This is a genomic window from Candidatus Symbiopectobacterium endolongispinus (assembly GCF_018777385.1).
Lineage (GTDB): Bacteria > Pseudomonadota > Gammaproteobacteria > Enterobacterales > Enterobacteriaceae > Symbiopectobacterium > Symbiopectobacterium endolongispinus.
On record NZ_JAFJYB010000004.1, the window covers coordinates 530439 to 557287 of the forward strand.

The 26849-nt window shown below is 53.4% G+C and carries 22 protein-coding genes and 9 pseudogenes; 17 read left to right on the top strand and 14 right to left on the bottom strand.

The features are described 5' to 3' along the window. Positions 1–35: 35 nt before the first annotated feature. A complete protein-coding gene (locus JZM30_RS18265) occupies positions 36–743 on the bottom strand; it encodes a YggS family pyridoxal phosphate-dependent enzyme (protein WP_252320635.1) in 708 nt (235 codons plus the stop codon). Positions 744–765: 22 nt separating this feature from the next. Between JZM30_RS18265 and JZM30_RS18270 the strand changes: the two are divergent. Further along, positions 766–1798: pseudogene (locus JZM30_RS18270) on the top strand (type IV pilus twitching motility protein PilT). A gap of 65 nt (positions 1799–1863) precedes the next feature. On the opposite strand, the gene JZM30_RS18275 reads toward JZM30_RS18270, so the two are convergent. From JZM30_RS18275 to JZM30_RS18295, 5 genes and pseudogenes are all read right to left on the bottom strand, one after another. Beyond that, positions 1864–2550, bottom strand: coding sequence for a glycoside hydrolase family 88/105 protein (locus tag JZM30_RS18275; RefSeq protein ID WP_252320420.1), 687 nt, complete (start codon positions 2548–2550; stop codon positions 1864–1866). Beyond that, positions 2519–2791, bottom strand: a complete 273-nt coding sequence (locus tag JZM30_RS18280; protein ID WP_252320422.1) for a glycoside hydrolase family 88 protein — start codon at positions 2789–2791, stop codon at positions 2519–2521. The genes JZM30_RS18275 and JZM30_RS18280 overlap by 32 nt, the downstream gene beginning before the upstream one ends. A gap of 15 nt (positions 2792–2806) precedes the next feature. Beyond that, positions 2807–2977: a hypothetical protein gene (locus tag JZM30_RS18285; protein ID WP_252320424.1), complete on the bottom strand. Its 171-nt coding sequence runs from the start codon at positions 2975–2977 to the stop codon at positions 2807–2809. A 57-nt stretch (positions 2978–3034) separates the two neighbouring features. Then, positions 3035–4366 (bottom strand): annotated as a pseudogene (locus JZM30_RS18290) (ABC transporter substrate-binding protein). A gap of 59 nt (positions 4367–4425) precedes the next feature. Continuing rightward, positions 4426–5414, bottom strand: a pseudogene (locus JZM30_RS18295) (zinc-binding alcohol dehydrogenase family protein). A gap of 151 nt (positions 5415–5565) precedes the next feature. On the opposite strand from JZM30_RS18295, the gene JZM30_RS18300 reads away from it, so the two are divergent. Next, positions 5566–6486 (top strand): GntR family transcriptional regulator, encoded by a 921-nt coding sequence (locus tag JZM30_RS18300; protein WP_252320426.1) that lies wholly within the window; start codon positions 5566–5568, stop codon positions 6484–6486. A gap of 25 nt (positions 6487–6511) precedes the next feature. Here the strand turns inward: JZM30_RS18300 and JZM30_RS18305 are convergent. The 3 genes and pseudogenes from JZM30_RS18305 to codB form a co-directional block, all read right to left on the bottom strand. Then, positions 6512–7668: pseudogene (locus JZM30_RS18305) on the bottom strand (amidohydrolase family protein). After that, a pseudogene (locus JZM30_RS18310) lies at positions 7665–8900 on the bottom strand (PucR family transcriptional regulator). The pseudogenes JZM30_RS18305 and JZM30_RS18310 overlap by 4 nt, the downstream one beginning before the upstream one ends. Positions 8901–8903: 3 nt before the next feature. Beyond that, a complete protein-coding gene (gene codB, locus JZM30_RS18315) occupies positions 8904–10163 on the bottom strand; it encodes a cytosine permease (protein ID WP_252320428.1) in 1260 nt (419 codons plus the stop codon). Positions 10164–10662: 499 nt separating this feature from the next. Between codB and nsrR the strand changes: the two genes are divergently transcribed. From nsrR to rlmB, 3 genes are all read left to right on the top strand, one after another. Further along, entirely contained in the window at positions 10663–11088 is a 426-nt protein-coding gene (gene nsrR / locus JZM30_RS18320; protein ID WP_252320430.1) for a nitric oxide-sensing transcriptional repressor NsrR, read from the top strand. A gap of 41 nt (positions 11089–11129) precedes the next feature. Next, positions 11130–13595 carry a ribonuclease R gene (gene rnr, locus JZM30_RS18325; protein WP_252320432.1) on the top strand — a complete coding sequence of 822 codons (2466 nt, stop codon included), beginning with the start codon at positions 11130–11132 and terminating at the stop codon, positions 13593–13595. Between the two features lie 61 nt (positions 13596–13656). After that, positions 13657–14391 carry a 23S rRNA (guanosine(2251)-2'-O)-methyltransferase RlmB gene (gene rlmB / locus JZM30_RS18330; RefSeq protein ID WP_252320434.1) on the top strand — a complete coding sequence of 245 codons (735 nt, stop codon included), beginning with the start codon at positions 13657–13659 and terminating at the stop codon, positions 14389–14391. A 74-nt stretch (positions 14392–14465) separates the two neighbouring features. On the opposite strand, the gene bsmA is transcribed toward rlmB, so the two are convergent. Together bsmA and JZM30_RS18340 are read right to left on the bottom strand one after the other, a co-directional pair. Next, positions 14466–14732, bottom strand: coding sequence for a biofilm peroxide resistance protein BsmA (bsmA, locus tag JZM30_RS18335; RefSeq protein WP_252320436.1), 267 nt, complete (start codon positions 14730–14732; stop codon positions 14466–14468). An 89-nt stretch (positions 14733–14821) separates the two neighbouring features. After that, positions 14822–15205: pseudogene (locus JZM30_RS18340) on the bottom strand (YgiW/YdeI family stress tolerance OB fold protein). A gap of 432 nt (positions 15206–15637) precedes the next feature. Here JZM30_RS18340 and JZM30_RS18345 point away from each other — a divergent pair. The 5 genes from JZM30_RS18345 to JZM30_RS18365 are packed head-to-tail and all read left to right on the top strand — an operon-like array spanning position 15638 to position 18422. Further along, positions 15638–15841 carry a hypothetical protein gene (locus tag JZM30_RS18345; RefSeq protein ID WP_252320655.1) on the top strand — a complete coding sequence of 68 codons (204 nt, stop codon included), beginning with the start codon at positions 15638–15640 and terminating at the stop codon, positions 15839–15841. Between the two features lie 5 nt (positions 15842–15846). After that, a complete protein-coding gene (locus JZM30_RS18350; protein WP_252320657.1) occupies positions 15847–16320 on the top strand; it encodes a hypothetical protein in 474 nt (157 codons plus the stop codon). 56 nt (positions 16321–16376) lie between these two features. Beyond that, positions 16377–17672 (top strand): hypothetical protein, encoded by a 1296-nt coding sequence (locus JZM30_RS18355; RefSeq protein WP_252320438.1) that lies wholly within the window; start codon positions 16377–16379, stop codon positions 17670–17672. Next, entirely contained in the window at positions 17629–18102 is a 474-nt protein-coding gene (locus JZM30_RS18360) for a putative adhesin (RefSeq protein ID WP_252320440.1), read from the top strand. The genes JZM30_RS18355 and JZM30_RS18360 overlap by 44 nt, the downstream gene beginning before the upstream one ends. A gap of 8 nt (positions 18103–18110) precedes the next feature. Then, on the top strand, positions 18111–18422 hold the full coding sequence (locus JZM30_RS18365; protein ID WP_252320442.1) for a hypothetical protein: 312 nt from the start codon (positions 18111–18113) through the stop codon (positions 18420–18422). Between the two features lie 175 nt (positions 18423–18597). Here JZM30_RS18365 and JZM30_RS18370 read toward each other — a convergent pair. After that, positions 18598–20362, bottom strand: a pseudogene (locus tag JZM30_RS18370) (methyl-accepting chemotaxis protein); the annotation flags it as partial. Positions 20363–20720: 358 nt separating this feature from the next. On the opposite strand from JZM30_RS18370, the pseudogene yjfP reads away from it, so the two are divergent. Next, positions 20721–21493, top strand: a pseudogene (gene yjfP, locus JZM30_RS18375) (esterase). 48 nt (positions 21494–21541) lie between these two features. On the opposite strand, the pseudogene JZM30_RS18380 reads toward yjfP, so the two are convergent. Continuing rightward, positions 21542–23020 (bottom strand): annotated as a pseudogene (locus JZM30_RS18380) (glycoside hydrolase family 32 protein). Between the two features lie 366 nt (positions 23021–23386). On the opposite strand from JZM30_RS18380, the gene rpsF reads away from it, so the two are divergent. The 5 genes from rpsF to JZM30_RS18405 all read left to right on the top strand — a co-directional run bounded on the left by rpsF (position 23387) and on the right by JZM30_RS18405 (position 25351). Then, entirely contained in the window at positions 23387–23779 is a 393-nt protein-coding gene (gene rpsF / locus JZM30_RS18385; protein ID WP_252320444.1) for a 30S ribosomal protein S6, read from the top strand. Positions 23780–23784: 5 nt separating this feature from the next. Next, positions 23785–24105, top strand: coding sequence for a primosomal replication protein N (priB, locus tag JZM30_RS18390; RefSeq protein ID WP_291831555.1), 321 nt, complete (start codon positions 23785–23787; stop codon positions 24103–24105). A 4-nt stretch (positions 24106–24109) separates the two neighbouring features. Beyond that, positions 24110–24337 carry a 30S ribosomal protein S18 gene (gene rpsR / locus JZM30_RS18395; RefSeq protein WP_000135199.1) on the top strand — a complete coding sequence of 76 codons (228 nt, stop codon included), beginning with the start codon at positions 24110–24112 and terminating at the stop codon, positions 24335–24337. Positions 24338–24378: 41 nt separating this feature from the next. Next, positions 24379–24828, top strand: coding sequence for a 50S ribosomal protein L9 (gene rplI / locus JZM30_RS18400; protein ID WP_252320446.1), 450 nt, complete (start codon positions 24379–24381; stop codon positions 24826–24828). Between the two features lie 145 nt (positions 24829–24973). After that, entirely contained in the window at positions 24974–25351 is a 378-nt protein-coding gene (locus tag JZM30_RS18405; RefSeq protein WP_252320448.1) for a DUF488 domain-containing protein, read from the top strand. Here JZM30_RS18405 and JZM30_RS24425 read toward each other — a convergent pair. Beyond that, positions 25303–25590, bottom strand: a complete 288-nt coding sequence (locus JZM30_RS24425; protein WP_367115926.1) for an OapA N-terminal domain-containing protein — start codon at positions 25588–25590, stop codon at positions 25303–25305. The genes JZM30_RS18405 and JZM30_RS24425 overlap by 49 nt on opposite strands. Before the next feature lie 553 nt (positions 25591–26143). Between JZM30_RS24425 and bamJ the strand changes: the two genes are divergently transcribed. After that, positions 26144–26764, top strand: a complete 621-nt coding sequence (bamJ, locus tag JZM30_RS18410; RefSeq protein WP_252320450.1) for a BamJ family beta-barrel-assembly machinery protein — start codon at positions 26144–26146, stop codon at positions 26762–26764. Positions 26765–26849 lie beyond the last annotated feature (85 nt).

A 26849-nucleotide genomic window follows, 5' to 3' on the forward strand; every position in this document is an offset into this window, starting at 1 on the left:
GGATTATCCATGGTGAGAATTATCCATGTTGAGGCCTATACATGCTGAGGATAGTCCCGTGTGCCGAAAATGGCGGTGCCGATGCGTACCAGCGTACTGCCTGCCGCAATCGCGGCGCTCATATCATCCGTCATCCCCATGGAGAGGGTATCCACCTGAGGATAATGCAATTTTAACTGCGCAAACAGGTCATTCATCGATTGAAACACGGCTAATTGCCGTGCGTAGTCACTTTCCGGTGCCGGAATTGCCATCAGGCCCCGCAGCGTCAGGTGCGGCAGGGCAGCGACGGTAGCGGCCAGGGCGGGAAGATCTGCTGGTTTGATCCCCGATTTGCTGGCTTCACCGCTAATGTTCACTTGCAGCAACACGTTCAATGGCGATAATGCCGCTGGGCGTTGTTCGCTCAGACGTTGGGTGATTTTATGGCGATCGACGGTGTGACACCAGTCAAAATGTTCGGCAACCAGACGGCTCTTGTTGGATTGCAGCGGTCCGATAAAGTGCCATTGTAATGCCACCTGAGGCATGACCTCACGGAAATAAAGCACCTTGTCCACGCCTTCCTGTACATAATTTTCCCCAAAACCTCGCTGCCCGCTGGCAATCGCTTCTTCGATCGCTGCCACAGGTTTGGTTTTACTGACGGCAAGCAAGGTCACCGCGTGCGGGTAGCGCCCACATGCGGCAGCGGAGGCGATCTTCTCTCTGACGTTCTGTAGATTCTGCTCAATCGGGTTCATGGTCATGCTAAGGATAGGGTCTATGGATATCAATGAGTGGATAACCTGTAGTGTAAAACAGAATGCCTCCGATCTGCACCTGTGTAGCGGATATCCACCGATGTGGCATATTGATGGCGAGTTACAACCGATACAGACCAGCGCCTGCTGCAACGCTGCGCAGTTGGAGCGTTGGGGAGACAGTTGGATGACGGCCCATCAGCGCCAGCAATTACACACTGAGGGGCAGGCCGATGGCGCGTTGACCACACCCGACGGCATTCGGCTGCGCGCACATCTGTTTCGTCAGCATGCCTGGCTTTCCGTTGCGTTACGTACCATTGCTACGACGGCACATGCGTTGGAAACACTGCATGCGCCACCGATCCTTGCTTCGTTAATCACGCGACACGCCTGGTTGATTCTGGTGACCGGCGCAACCGGCAGTGGGAAATCCACCACATTGGTGGCGATGGTGAATGCGCTCAGACAGCAGCAGGCTTGCCATGTTATTACGTTGGAAGACCCTATTGAATTTGTCTACTCATCTGCGCCTTGCGCAGATCGCGGCCTGATCCAACAGCGTGAGATCCGTACACTGCCCGTCGTTTGCCCACGGCTTGCGCGGTGCTCTGCGTGAAGACCCAGATGTCATCTTGCTGGGGGAATTACGCGACGGTGAAACCATTCGGTTGGCGTTAACGGCGGCAGAAACCGGGCACTTGGTGCTGGCGACGCTGCATACACGCGGTGCCGCTCAGGCGGTAGAACGTCTGCTGGATGTTTTTCCCGCACAGGAGAAAGATTTTGTGCGCAGCCAACTGGCGCTGTGCCTGCAAGGTGTGGTGGCGCAGCAACTGGTGCCACGACGCGGAGGAGGGCGCGTCGCTCTGTATGAAGTGTTGCTGACCAATACAGCTGTGGCCAGCCTGATTCGTGAGGGCAAAAGCCATCAGTTGCCGGGGCTTTTGCAGATGGGCGGTCAAAGCGGGATGCAAACTTTTGCGCACAGCTGGCAGCAACGCTGGAAAGCCGGATTGTTGCCACCGGATGCGGAGCAGGTTTTTACCCCATAAACGGCGCGGTAAGCAGCAGTGAAAAAAGCCCCGCGACGGCCCGATACGCCACGGGGCTGCCAGAGTTACTTCAGCCCGGCTAATGCCTCTGTCAACGCCAGCATGGTAAGCGACTGACCATACGCGCGCTGTTTGATGGCAATCTTACGATAGTAATCGAGATCGTGCCCGACTGACGTCCCTGCGGAGACATCCGCGACTTCTCCCTGCGGACTGATACGGCTCAACAGGGCATTGACACCTTTCCAGGCGGCATCGTGATAGCGTTCGTCGAGCAGACCAAGGCGTATGCCTTTTAACAGCGCGTAGGTGAAACCGGCGGTGCCGGAAGTCTCCAGATAGCTGTCCTGCTGGTTAAGCAGGGTACGCCACATACCGCTGGCATCCTGATAGCGCACGGCTGCATCGGCTTGACGGCGGAACGTGTTGAGGATCATCTGATAGCTGGCATCTTGGTGGTCCAGCATCTCAAGGAAATCGACGGTGCTGATGGCTGCCCAACCATTACCACGTCCCCACAGTGCCTTACCGTAGTTGCCATTGCCGGTGAAGTTCCAGCCGTGCATCCACAGTCCGGTATCTCTGTCGATCAGGTATTTGATATGCAACAGGAACTGATAGCTGACTTCATCCAGATAGCTTGGGCGATTGAGGTAGGTGCTGGCGCGAGCGTAGAACAAGCCGCTCATAAACAGCGTATCGACCCAGAGCTGCTCTTCATTAAGGTGATCGCTGGTGCAGTGGGAACCCATTCTCCTGGGTGCGCAACAGTTCGTGCTCAATCCAGTGTGCGTATTCCTCGATCAGCGCCTGATGCTCGCGTGTCTCCTGGACGATCCCCATGGTGGTGAGCGTCAGCATTGGTGCCATGCGATTGATGTTTTTCTCCGGTAATCCTTCCGCCAGGCGGCGTTGGTACCATGCCAGCACATAGTCCAGATAACGCTGTTCGCCCGTGACCTGATAAAGACGCCAGATACCGTAGATCCCCACGCCTTGCGACCAGTCCTAGTTTTCGATCGAGAGATTGGAGGCGATCACCTTTTGCTTCTTCAATGCGGCATCGTCCGCGCGAACGGTAATGATCTTATTGAACAACAGCTCAAGTTTTTGATAAATCGCGTCGTAGCGGCGTGCGTATGCCGCGGTGTCCATGTGCGCAGTGTCAAAGGCGTTCATAGTTTTCTCGCATGTTTACAAATAACGTAGTGACAGAATAAAACGGTTTACCCATTGCTAATAGCGCCTACGCCACACGGCTGTGTAGCGCAGGTGCAGGTATTCCATGATTTTTTTCAGAATGCGCTGCCCCGATTTTGGGAACGACTGCGCCATCTCTTCCAGCGTCATCTGGCCATAGTCGTATTTTTGCAGGTGTTCCAGGAACGAGGCCAACAGCTGTGGGTTCTCCATATAGGGAGACGGCGCAATATTGCCATACAGCGATTCCACCTGTTTCAGTCCCTGCACGGGCAACTGCGTGGCATTGAGCGTACCCGCATCCATTAACTGTTTGCTGGCAACCTGACTCAACGGCACACCGCGTTGCAGCCCCATGGCGCTGACCCCTTCTGGCGCATTCAGCAAGAAGTTGATCAACTGGGCAGACTCCTGGGGATATCGAGTGTTTTTGCCGATGGATAACATCATGGCAGGCTTGTAGAACATGCCGCTGTCTTTGGCGCCCGGCAGCGTCGGATAGGGCCCCATTTCCAGCGTGGCCGGCGCTTTCAGGCTGCCGGAGAAGGTGTTGTCGGTACTCCTGGTGTGAACTCCGCCAATCTTGCCTTCCAGCCAATTGGGAATTTCCCAAGCGTTGGTTTTGCCGTAGGCGGCGAAAAACTTCATATTAGGGATGACGTGCCCGTCGACCAGTTTTTTATACATCCCGAAGTAGTCCAGCCACTCCTGCGGGGTAAAGGTGAAGGACTGGGTTTTATCATCGATCATGGTTTTGTTGTATTTCTGAATCATGTACGAGTTCAGAAACGTCATGATGGTGGTGTCGTTATTAGCCAGCACTAACGGGTAGTGATCGTCGCCCAGTTTCTGTTTAAAAACCGGACCAGCCGCCAGCATGTCATCCCAGGTCTGCGGATAGCTCAATCCCACTTTTTTCCACAACTCCGGGTTGTAATACATGGAACGCCCCGTCATAGCGACAGGAATAGCGTTAAGCTTGTTGTCCACGCTGGTCATTTTGAGCGCTTGCGGTGAGAACTGTGTCAGGTCTATCCCTTTGGCATTGTTGAGGTTATAGAAACCGTTGCCGTCCTTGGAAAACAGCACCAGCTAGTTCCAGTTGGTTTGCATCACGTCCGGCTCGGTGTTGCCCGCCAACTGGGTGGTTAATTTGGAGAGGTAGCCATCCCACCCCGCGGGTTCTGCTTTCACCTTGATGTCCGGGTGCGCTTTTTCAAACGCGGCAATGGCGGCGAGCGTTGCCTGGTGGCGCTGGTTGCCTCCCCACCAGGAAAAACGCAGTTCTTTGGTTTGAGCCTGTGCACCAGCGATTCTTGTTACGGCAAAACTCACAGCAAAACATAAGGGCAGTAATTTTATTTTCATAGCAACCTCATTATTTTTTGTAGGGTAAGGCATTCGTCCAATGATTTCGCGAAGTGAGATTAAAACTCCACGACAGCCTTCAACAGATTTTTATTATTAACTATTTCAGTTTCATAAATCGCCGCGAGGGATGAAAAGTCATATCGATGGCTTAACATCATTCCCGCACTGATTTTTCCTTCACTCATCAATCTTGCCACTTTAGCAAAATCCTCATGGTTGTCTCTTTTTTATGAAAATCAGGATCGGAAAAGGAGAGGTTTCCTTTAAATAAACCAACAAAAATAATTTGTCCTCCGTGGCGAATAAGATTAACGCTGTTATTCATCGCAATTTCATTTCCGGTGGCATCAATCACTTTATTTGGCAGTTCTCCCTGGAAGTTGGCACGAAGTTGTTGCTCAAACTGGGGGGATGCCGGGTCCAGTACCGGTATGCCCAGCAGGTTATGGGTATGCGCCCGCCGTTCTGCTTGGGTATCGGCCAGTGCGATATTCAGACCGTCCGCCAGGCCAATGGCCGCGACGCCCAGCCCAATCTGGCCGCCGCCGACGACCAGCACGCTGTCGCCCGGCACACATTCAGCGCGACGGATTGCGTGAGCGCTGATGGCAAAGGGTTCAATCAGCGCCGCCGCAGCTTGGTCAATGCCTTCTGCCAGCAGTACGTTACTTTCCGGCACGGCGATATATTCCACCATTCCGCCATCCTGATGTACGCCGATAACCGAGATATTTTCACAGCAATTCGGACGATGATTTAAACAGGCGCTGCACGCGTTACAAAAAAGATAAGGAATAACGGCCGCCTGTTGCCCAATATGAAAACGGGTGACATTATTCCCGATGGCAACAACGTCACCACAAATTTCATGACCGAGCACGCGAGGAAAATTAAAGAAAGGCTGTTTCCCCGCCCAGGCATGAATGTCGGTGCCGCATATGCCGACCGTTTTGACTTTTAATAATACTTCGTTTTCCGCTGGTGTTGGCACGGGTCGTTCTTTATATTTGAATTGTGTGGGCTGTCGGCATATAAGACTTTTCATTTTTTATTCTCTACATCAATTTCCCCTGGTGCATTTATCTTTTCCTAAAACTAAGGACCATGTTGCAGAGTGTTTTCAGTAATGTGATAAATCACACTGACTTCGGCTCTTAATAGGTTTTTAATGAATAAAAAACCATAACGGGTACTTTATGAGCCGCACACCGACCTTACGCCAGCATGTAATTAATCAGTTTCTCGATGCGATAAATCAGGCTTCGCTGGTTTCTCCGTTGCCTTCGCAGGCGGTGCTGGCCGAGATGTTCAACATCAGTCGGACTACCGTGATGCACACGCTGGATTACCTGACGGAGAGCGGCATCGTGGTGCGCGAGGGCGGCAAATATCACATCGCGCGCGTGCTGGAGAACAATGACGGTTTTGATGTGATTGCGGAAACGCTGGAGGAACAGACGGCACTGTTCGAAAAGCGCTTTTATCACATGATCAACCAGCGCCAGATCGTGCCGGGCGATGCTTTTACCGAACTGCAATTAGCGCGTTGGTGCCACGTCCGACCGGTAGTCGTGCGCGAGTTTCTGCTGCGTTTCTCACGTTACGATCTGATAGAGAGTCTGCGCCGGGGCTATTGGCGTATGAAGCAGTTCGATCAGGCCTATGCCGAAAAACTGTTTGAACTGCGGGAGATGTTGGAAACGCACGCGCTAAACGCCTTTATGAACTTGCCTGACATTGACCCGCGTTGGATCACGGTGAAAGAACTGCTGGAGAGCCATCGTGAACTGCGTAATCGCATTCAGGAATACTATCGCCTGTTTTCGCCGTTGGATCAGCAACTGCAACAACTGATTGTTTCTGCTGCGGATAATCCGTTTTTTGATCAGATGAGCGAGATAATCTCGGTGGTGTTCCACTTTCACTACCAGTGGGACGAGCGCTCGCTCAAGCAACGCAATACGCTGGCGGTGGAGGAGCATCTGGCATTGTTGAGCGCGATGCTGTGTCGTAACGATCTGCTCGCAATGCGTGAACTGCGCCGCCATTTGGATACCGCGAAGCAGTCGATGATCGATTCGATGGAACGACAAATGCCCGCCAATGCGGCGTCCTGAGTGCCGCGTTGACGGGAGGGGCGGGTTATGCCTGGTAGATCAGTTGTTCCGGCACGCGCTGCATGATGATCTTGCCATGACGAATGGAAACGCGCGCTTTGGCCTGCTTGCGCACGGCTTCGTAGTCGTTTTCTGCATCCAGAATCACCAGATTTGCCGGGCGACCCACAGCAATCCCGTAACGATTGCCGAGGTTGAGCGCCTTGGCGCTGTTATCGGTGACGAAATCCAGACAGCGTTGCAGGTCGTCATACCCCATCATGTGGCAAATGTGCAATCCGGCATCGAGTACGCGCAAGATATTGCCATTGCCCAGCGGGTACCACGGATCTTTGATGGAGTCTTATCCGAAGCAGACGTTCATACCCGCACGATCCAGTTCCGCCACGCGGGTAACGCCACGGCGTTTCGGGAAGGTGTCAAAGCGCCCTTGCAGGTGAATACTCTCGGTGGGGCAAGAGACAAAACTGATCCCTGGGCGCTTCAGCAGACGGAACAGTTTGGAGCAGTAGGCATTATCATAAGAGCCCATCGCCACGGTGTGGCTGACGGTCACTAATTCACCCACTTGACGCGCACGCGCCTCTTCCGCCAGCACTTCGAGAAAACGCGACTGTGCGTCGTCGGTTTCATCGCAGTGCACATCCACCAGACAACCGGTGCGTTCAGCCAAATCCATCAAGAATTTGATGGAGCTGACGCCTTGTTCACGGGTGTATTCGAAATGGGGAATGCGACAATCTGAAGATCGATCAGATCGCGCGCTTCTTCTTTCACTTCCAGCATCGCTTGCAGCGCGGCCAGCGTCGGGTCGGTTACGTCGATGTGGGTGCGCACATGCTGAATGCCGTGATCGCGCAACATACCGATGGTGGTGTGGGCGCGACGCTTGGTGTCTTCGTGGTCGATGATGGCTTTGCGTTGGCCCCAGCGCTCAATGCCTTCAAACAATGTGCCGCTCATGTTCCATTCTGGCTCTCCTGCCGTCAGGGTAGCATCCAGATGGATATGGGGCTCCACCAGCGGCGGGATCACCAGATTGCCTGCGGCATCAAGCACATCGGAGGCAGTAACTGGCGCGATTAAGGTCGGTTGCGCATCGATAGTGGCGATAGCGCCATCCTCCAGAGTGAGGGTGAACAGGCCGGATTGATGACGCAGTTCAGCATTGATGATTTTCATAGAAACTCCTGCTGTTTCGCATGAGACATGCGCCAGATTAAGAGGGCAACGGAGACGTTTAGTCGCCACTGCTGGTCATTCACGCGGTGGTCGGATTGACGTTCGATCCGTTGCAAACGTTGATTGAGGGTGTTGCGGTGAATACCGAGACGCTCGGCGGCTTTGATAACGTTGCCGTTTTCTTGCAGTATTGCTTCCAGCGTGTCGATCAACAGCGCCGGATGTTTACGGTTGGCGGCAAACAGCGGTCCCAGTGTTTCTTTCATAAAACGGTTGACCAGCTCTTGGTCGGGGATAGCTGTCAGTAATTGCAGCACGCCCAAGGCGCTAAAGTCACAGATCCCTTTGTCGGGACGCATGCTTTCAGCCACTTCCAACGCGCGCCGCGCCTCACCTAATCCGCGTCGATAATGGTGTGCCTGGGTGACTGTGCAAGAGAGGCCACAAAATAGCGACAGCGGTTGGAGCGACGGGCTTAATGACTGGCGCATTTCTGCCAGTCAGGCTTTGCCATCAAGAAACGCAGCATCCTCTTCTGGCCAGAACAGAATAAACAGTTCACTCAGCGTGACCAGCGGCAGTGAAGCGGGCTGGGTGGCAAGCCGCTCTTCCAACGCCTGTTGCAGCGTCTGACGCGCGGCTTGTAGCTGCGATTCTGCACTGTCCGGCGGATGGTTATCAAACAATGCGGGGATACCTGACAGGCGCAGAGTAATCACCCGGTGCGGGCGGTTCAGCGTCAACTGTAAATGCGAAGCACGTTGACGCGTCAGTTCGATGCTGGGGTAATCGCCGGTAAGCAGTTGGGTCAAAATTTCCCGCTGTGAACGTAGCAGGCTGTCGCGTTGTACCAGCACTGTGCCCACAAGCTGAGTGACGATGACCATCTTCAGCATGTAGGGCTGTTCAATCAGGGGTATACCCAGCAGATCTGCCAGTGCAACGACAGAATCATGGATTGCATGAATAAACGCCTCGCCGGTGAGAATAACCATCCCGGCTATGTCGCTCTGATGGCCTTCCTGCAACAAACGCAGCAGGTTCGCTTCATCACGGGCGTGGTTGATGCCGGTAACGAACACCAGTTCACCGCCCATGATCCAATCCGCGATCCCTTCGTTTTCTGCCACGTAGTACCAGCGTACCGGTCGATGGCAGTGGCGTTGGCCTGCGCGTAGCCGCAGGGCTTCAAGCCCTGGTAACGCCAGAATGTCGCCCACCGTGAGGTTCATGGCTTATTCTCCTGACAGCGCCATCGTGGGCGCAAAACGTTTTGCCAGCACGCTCAGCAGAACATAGCTGCCTGCCGAAGCGGCAATCCCCACCAGTGGTGCAATCCACGGTGACAAATAAGCCATAACTGCTCCGATAGCATAGGCACTGAGGCCGATGTAGTTGAAACGGGGCAAAGTAGCGGATTGAATGGACGGATACTGGCAGCGATAGCGGAAAACATAGTCCGCCATGATAACCCCGCCAATCGGAGGGATGATCGACCCCAGCAGGATCAGAAACGGAATCAGCATTTCATACATGCCACCAATCGCGAGCACAATGCCAATGGCGGCACCTATCAGCGTCAAGGTACGACGTCGCTCGCTGCGCAGCAGGTGGCAGGCAGCGGCGGAAACGTTGTAGATGGTCGGCCCTTGAATGGTCCACAGGTTCAAACACAGCATGATCACCGCAGCGATTGAGAGCCCCTGCAACATCATTACGGCAACAATATCGGCCTGTTTGTAGACGATGGCGCAGTAAGCGCCGGAAATGATCATCAGCCCGTTACCGCCGAGAAAACTGATAAAGCTGGCGCTGACGGCGATGCGGCCGCTGCGTGCCAGGCGTGTCCAGTTGGTGGTCTGCGTTGCACCACTGGCTAAGGTGCCGAACACCATGGTGATAGCGGCGTAAAAGCTCATGGTTTGGTCTGGTACAATTTTCGCCAGTCCTTGCCAGCCGCCGACGTCATGCGTGGCAATCCACATGGAGACAATCAGCATCACAAACATCAGTGGTACCGAGATGCGTGACAGCGCATCCAGCCCTTTGTAGCCGACGATGGCGGTAAGGCAGAAGCCGAGGCCAAACAGCACCATCAATAGTGATACGCTCTCTGGCAGCGCCAGCAGCTTGACCATCGCAATCGCCACGGTGGCGGTTCCCCAGGCATACCAACCCAGTTCGGCAAAACCGAGCAGAAAATCAGAGAGTTTGCTGCCATGTTCTCCGAAACAAAAACGGCCCATCAGCACCGAGTTCAGGCCGCTGCGCGCTGCGATCAGTGCCAGTGCGGCAGCATAAGTGGCCAGCAAGACATTACCGATAATTGCCACCCACAGCATATCGACGATATTGAATGCGACGCCGATTTTTCCGCCAGCAAACATGGTGCCGGTAAAAAAGGTAAAGCTGAACAACACCATGGAGATGGAGAGTAATCCCTTGCGCCCCTCTTTGGGGGCTTCGCTAAGGGGAAATTCGTTTTGAGCCGACATCGTTGCGTTTCTCTGAATATGCCCTCGCGAGGGCTGATAAAAACGCGGGAAATACAGCAATATCCGTGCCCGTTTTACGGCAGAAAAAGATGGGTAAACAGAATAACGTTATCAGTGCGTGGCGCACACTTATAGCTGTTTTTCACTGTTTATCCGCCCCGTCTTTGTGCAGGGTGGTGTGCATTGCACAAAAATGGGGGATGTCTTTTAGCAGGGAAAAAGGCAGAACCGACGTTCAAATCCAGGGAATATGCTAAATAATTCGCCGGATCATTTGCGACTGGTTTATTATTGCTAGTAAATCTGGCTCTTATGTTATTTTCCGTTCATGTTAGTGGCGTATTTTCTTTCTGCGGCGTTGCGGCTCAGGCTGTAGAAACGCAGTAGTGTGCTGTTGGCATGAGCTTTGATGATTTGACGAACGCTGTTGTGATGAGCATTGTTGCGATGAACATTGATACGACGTTCCTACCGATACCCGAGGGTATCCGAGGTTTCTGTGCAGTTAACCAGTTTTACGGATTACGGATTACGCGCGCTGATATACATGGCATCACTGTCTGAAGGGAAGATGACGAACATTACTGAAGTGACGCAAGTGTATGGCGTCTCTCGTAATCATATGGTCAAAATTATCAATCAACTTAGTCGGGCTGGCTTTGTGATGGCAGTGCGCGGTAAAAATGGCGGCATCCGTTTGGGCAAGCCAGCGCAAACCATTCGCATTGGCGATGTGGTACGCGCGCTGGAACCGCTGTCTCTGGTCAACTGCAACCATGATTTTTGCCACATCACGCCGGCATGCCGCTTAAAAGGGGTACTGCAAGAGAGCCTTCAGCGCTTTCTCTCCGAACTGGACCAACATACGTTGGCCGATATGGTGAAAGAGAACCCGCCGCTTTATAAATTATTGTTGGTTGAATGAAGCCCGTTCAGCCTTCTGCTGAAGACAACGGAGGAACCGCAATGTCCCAAGATCCATTCCTGGAACGAGAAGCAGAAAAATACGAATCACCCATCCCCAGCCGCGAATACATTCTGGCTCACATCGAAAAACGCAATACGCCCATTAGCCGCGATGAACTGGCTGCCGATTTGGAACTCACTACGGAAGAGCAGCAAGAAGCGCTGCGTCGTCGTTTGCGCGCGATGGAGCGTGACGGTCAACTGGTGTTTACCCGCCGCCAATGCTATGCGTTGCCGGAAAAACTGGATTTGCTGCGTGGCACGGTGATCGGCCACCGCGATGGTTTTGGTTTCCTGCGTGTAGAAGGGCGCAAGGACGACTTGTACCTGTCGGCTGAAGAGATGAAACGCACTATGCATGGCGATGTGGTGCTGGCGCAACCGCTGGGTGCCGATCGCAAAGGGCGGCGTGAGGGCCGTATCGTGCGGGTTCTGGAACCGCGTACCGGGCAGGTTGTCGGTCGCTACTTCCTCGATGCCGGTATGGGGTTTGTGGTGCCGGATGACAGCCGCCTGAGCTTCGATATTCTTATCCCGCAAGAGAACATCAACGGCGCCCGTATGGGCTACATGGTGGTGGTTGAGTTAACGCAACGTCCCACGCGCCGTACCAAAGCCATCGGGAAGATTGTTGAGATCCTGGGCGATAAAATGGGTACCGGCATGGCGGTGGATATCGCATTGCGCACTCACGATATCCCGCACACCTGGTCGAAACAGGTCGAAGAACAGATCAAAGATTTCAACGAACAGGTGCCGGAAAGTGCGAAAAAAGGGCGCGTCGATCTGCGTTCGCTGCCGCTGGTGACGATTGACGGTGAAGACGCGCGCGATTTTGACGATGCGGTCTACTGTGAGAAAAAACGCGGTGGCGGCTGGCGTTTGTGGGTTGCCATCGCTGATGTCAGCTATTACGTGCGTCCCAATACGCCGCTGGATCATGAAGCGCGGGCGCGCGGCACCTCGGTCTATTTTCCTTCGCAAGTGGTGCCTATGCTGCCGGAAGTACAGTCGAACGGCCTGTGTTCGTTGAACCCGGACGTGGATCGGCTGTGTATGGTGTGCGAGATGACCATTTCTGCGACTGGCAAGCTGACGACATACAAATTCTACGAAGCCGTGATGCGTTCCCATGCGCGCCTGACTTACACCAAGGTGTGGCATATGTTGCAAGGCGATGCGGAACTGCGTGCGCATTACCAGCCGCTGGTAGGCGGATTGGAAGAGCTGCACAAGATGTATCAGGTGTTGGAAAAAGCGCGTGAAGAACGCGGCGGCATTGCCTTTAAAACCGAAGAAGCGAAGTTTATCTTCAACGCGGAACGCCGTATCGAACGCGTGGAATCGATGGTGCGTAACGATGCGCACAAACTGATTGAAGAGTGCATGATTCTGGCCAATATCTCGGCGGCCAGATTCGTTGAGAAAAATCAGGAGCCTGCACTGTTCCGGGTGCACGATCGCCCGAGTGAAGACCATGTGCTGGCACTGCGCAGCGTGCTGGGTGAGCTTGGTTTGACGCTGAAAGGCGGTATGAAGCCGGAACCCAAAGATTATTCAGAACTGATGACGCTGGTGGCGGATCGCCCCGACCATGAAATGCTGCAAACCATGATGCTGCGCTCCATGAAACAGGCAATTTACGATCCGGAAAATCGCGGTCACTTTGGTCTGGCGCTGACATCATACGGTCACTTTACGTCGCCGATTCGCCGCTACCCCGATCTGTCACTGCACCGTGGCATCAAGTATTTGCTGAGCGATCGTCGTGAACGTTGGACGCCGACTGGCGGTTGGCACAGCGATCTTAATGAGATGCTGCAACTGGGCATGCACTGTTCGCTGACTGAGCGGCGGGCGTATGAAGCCACGCGCGATGTCGCCGACTGGTTGAAATGTGACTTTATGCAGGATCACGTCGGTGAATCTTTTACCGGGATTATTTCCAGCGTGACCGGCTTTGGCTTCTTTGTGCGTCTCAACGATCTGTTTATCGATGGTCTGGTGCATGTCTCGACGCTGGATAACGACTACTACCGTTATGACAATGTGGGCCAACGCTTGATCGGTGAATCAAGCGGGCAGGTCTATCGTCTTGGTGATGATGAAGTCGAAATTCGCGTGGAAGCGGTTAATATGGACGAACGCAATATCGATTTCTCTCTGTTCTCCAGCACACGCAAAGTGCGCGGTGAAGGCAATACTGCACGCGACAAGGCGAAAAAACCGGAGCGCCGTGAGGCGCGGCCAGCACGGCGCGGTGGTAAGAAACCGGCTAATTTTGAGCCTGACAGTGCGTTTCGCAAGGACGATAGAGCAGGGAAAAAGGCTGCGCCCGATAAGGTGAAAGCAAAGGCCAAGGCGAAGAAAAAGACCGACAAGGCGCAGAAAAACGCCGAAAAAACGCGTAAAATCGCCGCCGCCACCAAGGCGAAACGCGCCAGTAAAAAGAACGCGGCACAGTAATGCCCGCAGCGAACGGCGGAGCTTACGCCGTTCGTTAACACACCACGTTTGAAGAGTATCAATGAGCGAAATTATTTACGGTATCCACGCAGTCAACGCCCTGTTAGAACGCGATCCACAGCGTTTTCTGGAAGTCTTCATCCTTAAAGGGCGTGAAGATCGCCGCTTGCAACCGGTGATCGCGGCCTTGGAAGCTAATGGCATTGTGATTCAGGTAGCGAATCGTCAATGGTTGGATAGCAAGGTTGAAGGGGCCGTGCATCAGGGGATCGTGGCGCGCGTCAAAGAGGGGCGTCAGTATCAGGAAAACGATCTGCCGGATCTGCTGGCAAGCGTAGCACAGCCGTTTTTGTTGGTACTGGATGGCGTTACTAATCCTCACAACCTCGGTGCGTGCTTGCGTAACGCGGATGCCGCCGGGGTGCATTCGATCATTGTGCCGCGCGATCGTTCTGCGCAACTCAATGCCACCGCGAAAAAAGTGGCCTGCGGGGCGGCGGAAAATGTGCCTTTGATCCGCGTGACCAATCTGGCGCGCACGCTGCGCCTGTTGCAGGAAAATCAAGTGTGGATCGTTGGGACCGCGGGTGAAGCCGACCACACGCTCTATCAAAGCAAGCTGACTGGACCGCTGGCGCTGGTTATGGGCGCGGAAGGGGAAGGGATGCGTCGTTTGACGCGTGAACACTGCGATGAGTTGATCAGCATCCCGATGGCCGGTAGCGTTTCGTCGCTTAACGTTTCGGTTGCGACCGGTGTTTGTCTGTTTGAAGCGGTGAGACAGCGTCTGGCGTAACCATCCTCTGTTTTGTGCATCAACGCGTCTGCTTAGCGATACAGCACGGCGCGTGATGTCCACATGTTGGTCAATTAGTGCTCTTGCTTCAACGTGATGGTGTAATAGCGTGCGCCGTAAGCGTCAGCTTTTTGTTGAATGGCACGATCGGCGTCGTCGCTACTGCCTCGCACGTTGACCGATATCGATCCCATTTTCTCTAAGGTGCTGGTTTGGGCATAGACGATAAGCTGCGCCTGCTGTGTTGGCGGCGGCAGCGGCATTGGCTTACTTTGAAAAGCACTACAGGCGCACAGCAGCGTCATGAGGGAAAAGGTGATGAACCGTGTAAGCGCAGTCATAAGTTCCTTGCAACTGTAAAAAAGGGCGGGGAGTGTTTCGCAGCTTGCCCTGAGTGAACAGGGGCGTCAAGCCCCTCGGTGGTGACGCGCTATTTCACCAGATGTACTGATTTAACGTCGATCTCTACGCTATTCCAGTCTTTATCTACTTCGCCTTCGATACGTATTTTGTCATTGGGCGTGACGGTTTGCCCTACCCAGCGTTTGTCATCGATATCAACATTCACGGTGCCAGAGCTGTCGCGAAACTCGTACAGTTCATGTCCTAACTGCCGCACCAGATGACCTTCCAATACCACCCAGACATCGTCCCTGAGCGTTTTAGCCTGTTCTACGGTGGTCAAACCGGGCACCGGGCCTTTAAATCAGCCAGACGTAGTGCCTGCGCTGTTCGGTGCGACAAATCCCCCTTGTTGCGCAACCGCACCAACAGAAACAGCACCTAATAAAAGGGCGATAAACGTTCTCTTCATCATGATGTCCTTGAGGTTATGGCCTGAGATAAGTGTGGATGGTTGTGCTCTTATTCTCAAGAAATGAAACGCTTTATTCTGTCTTTTAGCGGTTTTATTGTGTCTTATAACAAGGGTGTTTTCTGTAACATGCTGTTTATTATTTGATTTATCATCCCGCCTTTTTTCACTCGTCTTTTTTAACCCTTTTAGAAAGGTCTCTTTCCATGACGTTGTTACCTCCGGTTTCGGGCGCATCTGGCGGCTCGAGATATTCTGTGATGCCACCGTCCCGATGTAAAACGCCATCAAACCTGGGTCACGATGAACGTAAACCGCTACGAGATACGTTGCGTGCGGTATCCGTTTCCCCTCTGACGTTGGAATCCGGTGTAGAGACCGCTAACAAGGCATTCAAGCCTAGTAACACGCAGGCAAATACAGGAGCATCATGTGTTAAAAAAACGTTGCTACTGGGGGGGCTTCTGCTATTGGGCGAAATGGCGTGTCGGGCAGGGGCTACCGGGATCGCCACTTTTCGCTCGCGATACCAGGATGAACCTGAGAGGCTGCCTATCGATTTGTATCCTGGAACTGCCCACGTTGGAACATTTTCACCCTATTTACCTCCCGCCGGATATCGCGATAGCGCATTGACGCTTTTGCCGCTAGCGTCCGAGTCGGTGGAACACGCCAGCGCGCTTGCTGACGTGAACCCGGAGGTGTATTCGCAGGTTGAGGTGCTTTCAGACGCTGAGCATACGGCGCTGGCGGATTATTTGCGTCAGTTTCAGACCTCAAAGGAAAGGCATGCGGATCGCGCCATAAGAGCGCGGCGCAATACCAAGCATTCTTCCTCACCGATCTCTCGTTTTAACCTGATGTATGACCGCGCTAAATTACCAGCGGCGGATAAGTCTCATGTCATTGCCATATTGAGTGATGAATTTTTGCGTTTTCCCTTGCCAGACATTAAAACACGAGGACCCGCCTACACCTGGATGGTTATCGATATGCTATTGCTGGGGCTGGGGAAAAAGAGACGCCGTTTCGCCTTAGCTATCAAAAGCTGGGACGCGCAGCCCGCCGACGGCTGGCGAAATTCAGCCACATCAGCTACGTCAAACAGTATCTGAATGAAACGCCTCCGCATTTTGCGCCCAGGCGCAAGACGGCCGCAGCGCAATCATTGATGAAAAAATATGCGCAGGAATCACGTCAACATGCTATTCAACACTCCGCATACTGGCAGGGAAATGCGGCAGGTCTGAACCGTGTAATAACAGACGTGTACAAGAAATATTATGCGCAACTGGCGGAACATTTTCCGCCTCCTGCGCTCGATCAATCTCATCGAATCATGTTTGCCCATAGGATGCTCAATGGGGATCGGATCTACCTGCCTGAGCATTTCACCACTAAGGCGCTTTATTTGGGGGTTCACACGCGAGAGGCTCTCGCACAAGGGGACACTTCCTTCTACTTCCCTGCCGATACCAATCCCTTTTTGCGTCTGGCGTGTACGAGAACGCCGAACATTGCGGACCATATCGCTACGGAACTTGGTACGTTGCTCAGTGCACTGAAGGCCAACACCACGTTTCAGCGCCTGTTTGAAGCGACGCCCGACTTCCGTGCCATTGGTATTGTGATTCATGCGCTTGAAATGCTCCATTCATCTAATATTCCCCATGCCATTCGCCATTTTCTTGAAGGTAAACTCAATCCGCAGTTGGTAACCGTGAAGGATCGCGTTGTTCCGCATCTTCTTGCTCTGTCCACCGTGCTTGATTCGCGCGTGGTGTATATTTCTCTGGCCCATTCAGAGATGAAAATTGCCGATCATTATGCATTTGATCCTGCGTTTGAAGATTTTATTCGTAAGCATCTCTCTATGTTTGATGAGCAGCGCTTGGCTGAGGGGGGATTGAAACCTATGCTGATGTGTAATCCGAATATTTATCGTGGAGTGGATCTGCCCGCATTTTGCCTACGGCCAGAGCTGCGGCTCGAATATCGACAGCATTATCAACATCGGCTGTATCAGGCTCTGCTGGAGCTGATGAAGAAGAACATCTATGCAGTGGTGTATACCCGCGATGAGTTTACCCGCGACAGGAATTTGATGTTTTATAAAAGGGCTCTGGCCGCCACTGGCACCATTGCTGGCATGCTGTTGCTGATAGTGACTGGCCCCACAGGCGCTGCGGTACTGGCAACGATCGGGCTTGCCTCTGGTTTGGGCGAAATAGCGGTCAATTTGAAACAGGCTGCCAGCACTGATAATGGTGTGGTGTATGAGCAGGCATTCTCCGAAGCACAAATCGGGGGCGTGGTTTCTTGCATTCGGTACCCTGGGCGATGTCATTGGTGCCGGTCGCTTGAGTGTCCAACAGATACAGGCACGACAAATGATGGTATCTGCGGGCAAGCGTCAATCATTTGTGCCAAAGCTGGTTCGATTAAAAGGAAAAAAAATCAGAGGTGAGCGGCGCTATCGCGGCGATCGACTCTATAAAAGCAGCCCGGATTTTACGCCCATCAAACTACGTAATGCGCGTGAGGTTGGCACCGTCGGCTATCGTACCCTGGCAGATGACCATTATGTGCAGTTTTTTACCAAAAGCCCCAAGGGCGTCCAACAGCATGGCAGCAAAACCCTGGTGATTTCTGCCCATGGCGGCTATTTTGATAGCGATCTGGCTCAACCCAGCGTCATTATCCCTGCGGATATCACGTTAAAAATACTCTCTCCACATGGTACTCTTCTTGAGGATCCGGGGCTGGATACTGTGATGAACGATGACGTGGGTTTTCGGGCATTTTTAACGGTAAAAGGGAAAAGCAGGAGACGCATTTTATTCCCCAGCACCACTATGAGTGGCGATATAAAGATGATTATCAGCCGCACACACTAAAAAACAGTATGGGACGCGCTGATGGGTTGCAGAATTATCGCCATTTCCATTATGAAGGTGACACAAAATGGAAGATTGGCCAGGCACTGGTGAAAAATCGGCGATTGGCTGTGGAACACAAAGCTGCGTTAAGCGATGTGTTGATCGTTAACACTCAGCTTAAATATGAGATTGATCCCGATCCGCTGTTGGCGAGCGTTCAGCGCGTGATTGATCTCGACAAGGAAAGGAAACTGCTGAACGTCAACGGTGAGCGCTATAACACGCTGGTGTTCCCCCATTGCCGCTCTAATTTTGCACTGCCGGATGATCAGATATAAACTTACCGATTGGTGTATCTCGCACCGGATAACCTGTCTGAGGGGCAGAGTCTGGTCAGAGTAATGCGCACCACATTGACGCGCGAACACGATGGCTTGCCCTTTCAGCGTTACGATGAAGATCTGGGCGACGCTGCGTTATCCTCTGGCGCAGTCCTTGTGCCGTGTACTCCTAATTACTCACCAGTTCAGTGCTTTTCTGCGTTGCCTGACCAATTTGCACCACGGCGACATTGACCTGTTCGATGCCTGTCGATTGCTCACGTGAGGCGGTGTCAATTTCATTGATGATGGTGCTGAGCTGATGAATACGTTGCAGTAAATCGTCCATTGCCGACTGAGTTTTGGCGGAAATGCGATAACCCGCTTCAATTTTTTCCAGCGATTCGTTAATCAGCGTTTCAATCTCCTTCACCGCGGTTGCACTGCGTTGTGCCAGCGCACGCACTTCGGCGGCGACTACGGCGAAACCTTTACCGTGCTCTCCGGCGCGAGCCGCTTCAACTGCCGCGTTCAGTGCCAGAATGTTGGTCTGGAACGCGATGGATTCGATCATTGAGGTGATATCGGAAATACGCTGCGATGAATCCTTGATGTCGCTCATGGTAGAGACGCTGTCGCTCACGCGCTCGTTGCCGTGCTGGGCGGCGTTGGCGCTCTCTTCCGCCAACTGGCGCATGCTGGAAACGTTGTCCGCGTTTTGCCTCACCGTCGCTGAAATCTGCTCCATGCTGGCAGAGGTTTCTTCCACGCTGCTGGCTTGACGGCTGATTTGCTCGCTGATGTTTTCGCTATCTTGCGCCAGCGCATCGGTACTGGCGCTGATCTCTTCTGCGGAGGCGCGCACCTGGGCGTCGATCGCGCCAACCCTTGCCCGATGCCATTGATGGCACCGATCAGGCGGCCCACTTCATCATTGCGTTGCGTGGTCAACGTGGCTTGCAGGTTCCCGGCAGAGAACTGTTCTGCCACTTTCACCACGTCTTCCAGCGGTCGGCTTAGCCACTGGCGCGTCAGTAACATAAAGAACACGGCAAAAATCAGCGTCAATAAGGCACCCCCAGCCAGGAACAGATTGCGTGTGTGAGTGATGTTAGCCAGCAGACTGCTTTTGCTCAGCGTACCAACGATCACCCATCCCCACTGCGGCACTGCCTGAAAAACCATCACCTGTTGCTGTTCGTTCGGCGACAGGCTGTTGTCACGGTACTCCAGCGTGCCGTCATTGGCACCCAGAATCTGGCTCAGCGCGCCTTCGGACCAGTCAGGGCGCTGGTTAGCGCGCGTTCGGTGGTAGGGTAATTGCCGAGTTCGTTGCCTTTTTTCGCATTAATCACGAAGAAATGCCCATCTTCGCCAATGCGCTTTTCCAAAATGCGTTGCTGCGTCAGGGTGAATTCACGCGTGATATCGATGCCGACAAACTGGATGCCGATAATCTGGCCTAATGTATCCTTGATGGGCGTGTATTGGGTGATGTACTGCTTGCCGAACAGCGGAGCCAATCCGCTATAGGTGCCACCCTTCATAATGCTGGTGTAGGCTGTGCTTTCCCTGTCGAGCCGGGTGCCGATGGCGCGGGTGCCATCCTCTTTTTTCAATGAGGTCGTGATGCGCACAAAGTCATCGCCGTCGCGCACAAACAGTGTTGAAATCGCGCCAGTGCGGCTGAGAAAATCATCTACGATGGCAGTGTTCACATTCAACTGCGTATCGCCCGCTTTCAGCGTAGGCTGTGAACCATCGCCGTAAGGTACTCGCTGGGTGGTATCAATGCTGTATTGGGTAGGGAGGAAACTGGCGAACAGCGTGCTGTAGTTGCCCACTTCCGCTTGTAACCTGGCATCGTACATAGTGATCATGTCCGTCACATCGGTCACCTGGCTCTGCATATCGTGCAGCGTCAGCGCTTTTAACTGATCGCCCGCAGAACGCGTCAGTGACAATGTGAAAACCAAAAACAGCACGGCCACACTCAGCGAGGCGATCGCCGAGAGCTTGATGTCTAAACCCTAGTGTCGAAAAGAAGAAAATTGCAGCATGCTATGTCTCTTTTATTAGTGCAATCCGTGCTGGAAAATAACCCATGATGTTGTCCGTACAGCTAAGCGCCAGCAGTTAACGCCAGTAACGGCAGAGTAAGTAAATAATTCATCTGATTTGTGTAACTTTACATTGCAATCTTTGTTATAAATCATTGCGAATTTGTATTTAAAAAAATTTATTTTTGGTGATAGGGTGTTAGGCAACCCGAGTTTATGCTTAACGATGTGCGGAAAGAAAAAAGAGAGAACCCACATGGTAGAAATTTCGCCAGATACCCTGAACGGGATTGATGTCCTGCATGCGACCCCCAGCGGTCAGCAGGCATATCCGTTACCGACGATATTCTTTTTTCATGGCTATACCTCGTCCAAGGAAGTATACGCCTATTTTGGCTATGCGTTAGCACAAGTGGGGTTTCGTGTTATTTTGCCTGACGCGGCGATGCACGGCGCGCGTTATGACGGTGATGAGGCCCGCCGTTTACGCCATTTCTGGGACATTCTGCAATTTAACGTGCAAGAACTGCCGGGGCTGGTGGATGCCGCGCGCCAGCGCGGGTGGATTGCGGATGAGAAAATTGGCGTTGCGGGGGCATGACCGCGTTGGCCAGCATGGCGCGCTATCCGTGGATTTCAGCCGTCGCGGCGTTTATGTGGTCTGGATATTTTTCTGCGCTGTCGCGCTCGCTTTTCCCTCCGGTCCCTGCAGGAAGCCCGGGGTCTGACGATCTGCTGCGCCAGTTGGCGCAAACGCTGGTCAATTATGATGTCACCGACCGGCTGTCTGCGTTAGCAGATCGCCCGCTATTGCTGTGGCATGGCGATGCTGATGACGTTGCCCGCTGCCGATAGCGCGCTTGTATGCGGCACTGAAAGCGGATAATCAGCACCATAATGTCACCTACACCTACCTGACGGAACGTGACGTGGGGCCACCGCATCACCCCGTTAGCGCTAACGGCGGGCAGTCGCTTCTTTGCCCGGCATTTTGCCTCTGTGCCATTGACCGAGACGCCGATAGCCTGATGCGACGATAGACGATACTGCCTGATGTATCCCGTTGACGCGGCGTGATTACTGCTCAGGATAGATGGATGCCATCTGCCAGTGGGTAAAGGTCTGGCAGTACGCCACCCCATTTTCGGCATAAAGCGCGATGCCGCGTCCTTCTGTTGGTGGATAAATACGGCTGGTGAGACAAGTTTACCCTTGATTGACAAAGACTTCCACTGAGGAACGATCGATAAAAATCCGCAGATCAAGCGTGTCGCCATCGGGCAGTGCCACACTGCGATAGCCGCCGACGCCCAGTCCGGATTGACTGCGATCCAACACCAAACGACGAGACTGCGTATCGACATAAAACCGGGTGACGTAGCGCCGATCGTCGCTGACGGCAATCTCGATGCCGAAGCGTTCCGCTTGGCTTTTTTGAATATCCCACGTCATGTGAATTTCTGCCTGAAGTGCGCTGATCCCCAGCCTGCGTCGTTGGTTTTTCAGCGAAAAAGCGGGTAGGGTATGCGCTTCTCGGCGCAGTGCTTGCAGTTCACGCACTGGCATCATTCTGACGCGCCCTTGCGCATCCAGCGACAGTTCGCGCGGCAGCGTGAGGCATCCGGCCCAGCCGTCGGCCTGAGTGGGTCTTTCGGACTCCCACATATCCATCCAGCCGAACAGCAAGTGGCGCCCATCGGTAGTGACGAAAGATTGTGGTGCATAGAAATCGTGACCGGAATCCAATTCCTGAAAATGCTGCTCAAGCGTAAAAGGATGGCCCGGCTGCTAGCGTCCCAAAATATAGCCGCTCTGAAAGCGATTACGGTAGCGATAGCCTTCGGGCGTCATGCCCTGTGGTGAAAACATCAGCAGGTATTTATCCCCAAGCTGGAAGAAATCCGGGCACTCCCACATATAGCCCAACCAGCGATCGGCTTTAGCCAGCACCCCTTCCAGACGCCATTGGAATAGAGAGGTGCCGCTGTAAAGCAATACCTGCCCCCTATCATGGGTATCACGCGCGCCAACCACCATAAACCAGCGGCCATTCTGCTTCCAGACCTTGGGGTCGCGGAAATGCATGATGCCGTCGGGAGGGGTGACTATCACCCCGTGTTTGGTGAAATGGAGGCCATCTTCGCTGGTGGCAATACATTGTACCTGGCGGATCGCGCCATCATTACCGACACCCTGTAACCACACGTGGCCGGTATAGATAAGCGTAAGCACACCATTGTCATTCACGGCGCAACCGGAAAAACAACCGTCCCTGTCGAAAGCGTCCCCGGGTGCCAACGCAATGGGTTGATGCTGCCAGTGCACCAGATCGTGGCTTGTCATGTGCCCCCAATGCATGGGGCCCCAGTGTTCATCATAAGGATGGTGTTGATAAAACACATGATAGCGGCCATCACAGTACGCCAACCCGTTCGGATCGTTCATCCAGCCCGTGGGGGGAGCGAGATGGAAAGCCGGGTAAAAACGCGCTTTTCGCTGCTTTTCCAGCAGGCGCTGGGCCTGACTAGCATCGTGAAGCGTTTGGTTTTTTATCATGGCATGCACCTGTCATCGTTGCTGAACAACGGTTCCGCTGGAGAGGGCCGCCCGGATTGGATGATAAAAATTGTCGACGTTGACACTGATACTGGCAAACAGTCGTGTCGGGTAACTGAGAGATATATCACGATTATTGGCGCTAACTAGTTAATAATACGTTATTTGTATTGGTTTTTGTAAGTTTGGTTTCCCAAAAGCGGCACAGAAGCTCATGACAAAACGGTGAGAGAACGCCTTGCGCTTATTAACGGGGGTAAGTATACTGACGCGTCATTTTTTCAGCCGCATACACACACGTTCCTTGCTTCCATGGGCCGCGGCTGACCCTGACAGGAGGCTGAAAAATCCGTAAGGAGCTATTCGATGCGTCATTACGAAATCGTATTTATGGTCCATCCTGACCAAAGCGAACAGGTTCCGGGCATGATCGAGCGCTACACTGGTGCTATCACTGGTGCAGAAGGCAAAATCCACCGTCTGAAAGACTGGGGGCGCCGTCAGCTGGCTTACCCGATCAACAAATTGCACAAGGCACACTACGTTCTGCTGAACGTTGAAGCTCCGCAGGAAGTGATCGATGAGCTGGAAACTAACTTCCGCTTCAACGATGCCGTTATCCGCAGCATGGTTATGCGTACCAAACACGCTGTAACTGAAGCGTCTCCGATGGTGAAAGCGAAAGACGAACGCCGTGAGCGTCGTGATGAATACGCTGAAGCCGGTGATGATGCTGAAGCTGGGGATTCTGAAGAGTAATTGCCGTGGCGACCGCTAATCGTCTGGAACTGTCTGGCATGATATGCAAGGCACCGGTACGAAAGGTCAGCCCGTCGGGCATTCCTCACTGCCAGTTTGTGCTTGAGCACCGCTCGGTACAGGAGGAAGCCGGACTTCGTCGGCAAGCATGGTGTCGTATGCCCGTGATTGTCAGCGGACGTGAGTCGCAAGCAATTACCCACAGTATAACGGTCGGTATGCACATCTGGGTTCAGGGCTTTATTTGCAGCCATCAAGGGCGCAATGGGCTGAACAAACTGGTGTTACATGCCGAGCAGATTGAATTGATAGATTCTGGAGACTAGCCAAATGGCACGTTATTTCCGTCGTCGCAAGTTCTGTCGTTTCACCGCGGAAGGCGTTCAAGAGATCGACTATAAAGATATCGCAACGCTGAAAAACTACATCACTGAAAGTGGTAAAATTGTCCCGAGCCGTATCACCGGTACTCGTGCCAAGTATCAGCGTCAACTGGCCCGTGCTATCAAGCGCGCGCGCTACCTGTCTTTGTTGCCGTACACTGATCGTCATCAGTAATCGGCCATAGTCCACTAACGAGACTTTGAGAGGATAAGGTAATGCAAGTTATTCTGCTTGATAAAGTAGCAAACCTGGGCAGCCTGGGTGATCAGGTAAACGTTAAAGCGGGCTATGCTCGTAACTTCCTGGTTCCGCAGGGCAAGGCTGTGCCAGCAACCAAGAAAAACGTTGAGTTCTTCGAAACGCGTCGTGCAGAACTGGAAGCCAAACTGGCTGACGTTCTGACTGCTGCTCAAGCGCGTGTTGCGCAACTGACTGAACTGGGTGCTGTTACCCTCGCGTCCAAAGCGGGCGACGAAGGCAAACTGTTCGGTTCTATCGGTACGCGTGACATCGCTGATGCTGTCACCGCTGCTGGCGTTGCTATCGCTAAAAGCGAAGTTCGCCTGCCGAACGGTGTACTGCGTACACTGGGCGACCACGAAGTGAGCTTCCAGGTTCACAGCGATGTGTTCGCTACGCTGAACGTGCTGGTTGTTGCTGAATAAGCAATGCCAAGGTGCCTTCGGGCGCTGAGCGTTATGCGTGAAACGCCGACTTAGGGTCGGCGTTTTGCGTTTTATGGGCTATCAGTAAGCACTGCAAAGGTAATTGGGCGTATGCTAACCTGGTTTATGACTGGAGGTTATCGCTATGTCCGCAGCCACTGATGTACCGCACATTCATTTACAGCGGGTTTATGATGTGCAATGGCCTTTTGCGCACCCCACGTTTCTGGTGGACCGGCTCTGGCCACGCGGTGTTCGAAAAGAGCGGCTGGAAGGCGCACAGTGGCTTAAAGAGGTTGCGCCCAGCACAGCACTGCGTCAGGCATTCCACGCAGCGCCAGACGCGTGGGACGCTTTTGTTGCGCAGTATCGCGCCGAACTGGCACAACAACGCCATTGGCAGATCATTACGTTGGCACTTGCGCGCTCGGGTGAAGTCACATTGCTCTATGGCAGTAAAGATCCACAGCGCAATCATGCGCTGGTACTACGGGATTTTCTGCTCGCGCAGTGTAACGTCTGAACAGACCTTAACGCGTGCGAAGAAGTACGCCATCGGATTGGCGCGTGAAGTGCACCCGCTGGCCATCCGCTGTTGTCTGCGAGGTTAGCGTGCATTGGCGCTGATTCATTGAGTGTGATGGGTGTGGCAGATGACGGAGTCCGCGACGTTGGCGGCGAATAGGGCCACAGTAGTGCGATCAGCAGCAGTGCGAAGGCAATCAGAATCGCACGGCGGTGGAAGGCTGGCAACGGATCCATCAAGTGGTAGCTGTCAGGGTGATGCCACAGTCCTCTCAATAGATCACGCACACGCTCAAGCAGTGCTGGCAGAAGGAGAGAGGGCGCATTACGCTGTTTTTCGGCCCGAGCCAAAGGCAAACGCGGAAGAACGCGTAGAACGCTGCGAATCAGCGCTTGATAATCCCTTGCGGGGGCTAATCGTTTCCTGGGCGCGATTCTGCCCACGGTGACCTCTCTTGCAACGATAGCAACCTGTAAAGCTGCCCAGTATATAGGTAACGCGCCAACGAAAGTAATACAAGAGTCATAATCACTAACGCGTTGATGCTTAAGGTAAAAATTTGAGAGAAAGTGGAACCCTTAGTATAGAATAGGGCATGGTATTCGCTCGCCTTTCATACTGGTAGAGTCGATTTTCTCGACTGTGCGCCGACTTTCGCGGTATCTGCGCGCTGCCAACGTCTCTGCAACGTGAAGTATGACGAGTATAACGATCACACAGAAGATTTTACCCTGCCGTCCAGCGCTGTTATGCTGCGTTTTCATTTTTTTTACACAATGAGGAACATCCGTGAGCACCCCTTCTTACGAGAGCATTGAGGCGCAGGCCAGTTACGGTATTGGTTTGCAGGTTGGTCAACAGTTGCAAGAATCTGGCCTGGAAGGGTTGATCCCTGAAGCCCTGGTGGCAGGTCTGCGTGATGCACTGGCAGGCAACGCGCCCGCCGTGCCTGTGGATGTTGTACATCGCGCGCTGCGTGAAATTCATGAACGTGCTGATGCGGTGCGCCGTGAGCGCCAGCAAGCGTTGGCCGTTGAAGGTCAAAATTTCTTGGCAGACAATGCCGGTAAAGACGGCGTCAACCAGACTGAGTCCGGTTTGCAATTCCGCGTGTTGACTCAGGGGGAAGGGGCGATCCCCGCACGTCAAGATCGCGTGCGTGTGCACTATACGGGCCGCCTGATCGATGGCAGCGTGTTTGACAGCTCCGTGCAGCGCGGGCAGCCGGCAGAGTTTCCGGTGAGCGGTGTTATTCCTGGCTGGATTGAAGCGCTGACACTGATGCCGGTCGGTTCCAAATGGGAACTCTATATTCCGCATAACCTGGCGTATGGCGAACGTGGCGCAGGCGCATCCATTCCGCCGTTCAGCGCACTGATTTTTGAAGTCGAACTGCTGGAAATCCTCTAATGCAGGAGCGGGGGCGTTGAGTGATGCTCCCTGCAAACGCTGATAAAGACGGTTCAAACGGGCGGGTTCAACGCCCACTGTGACA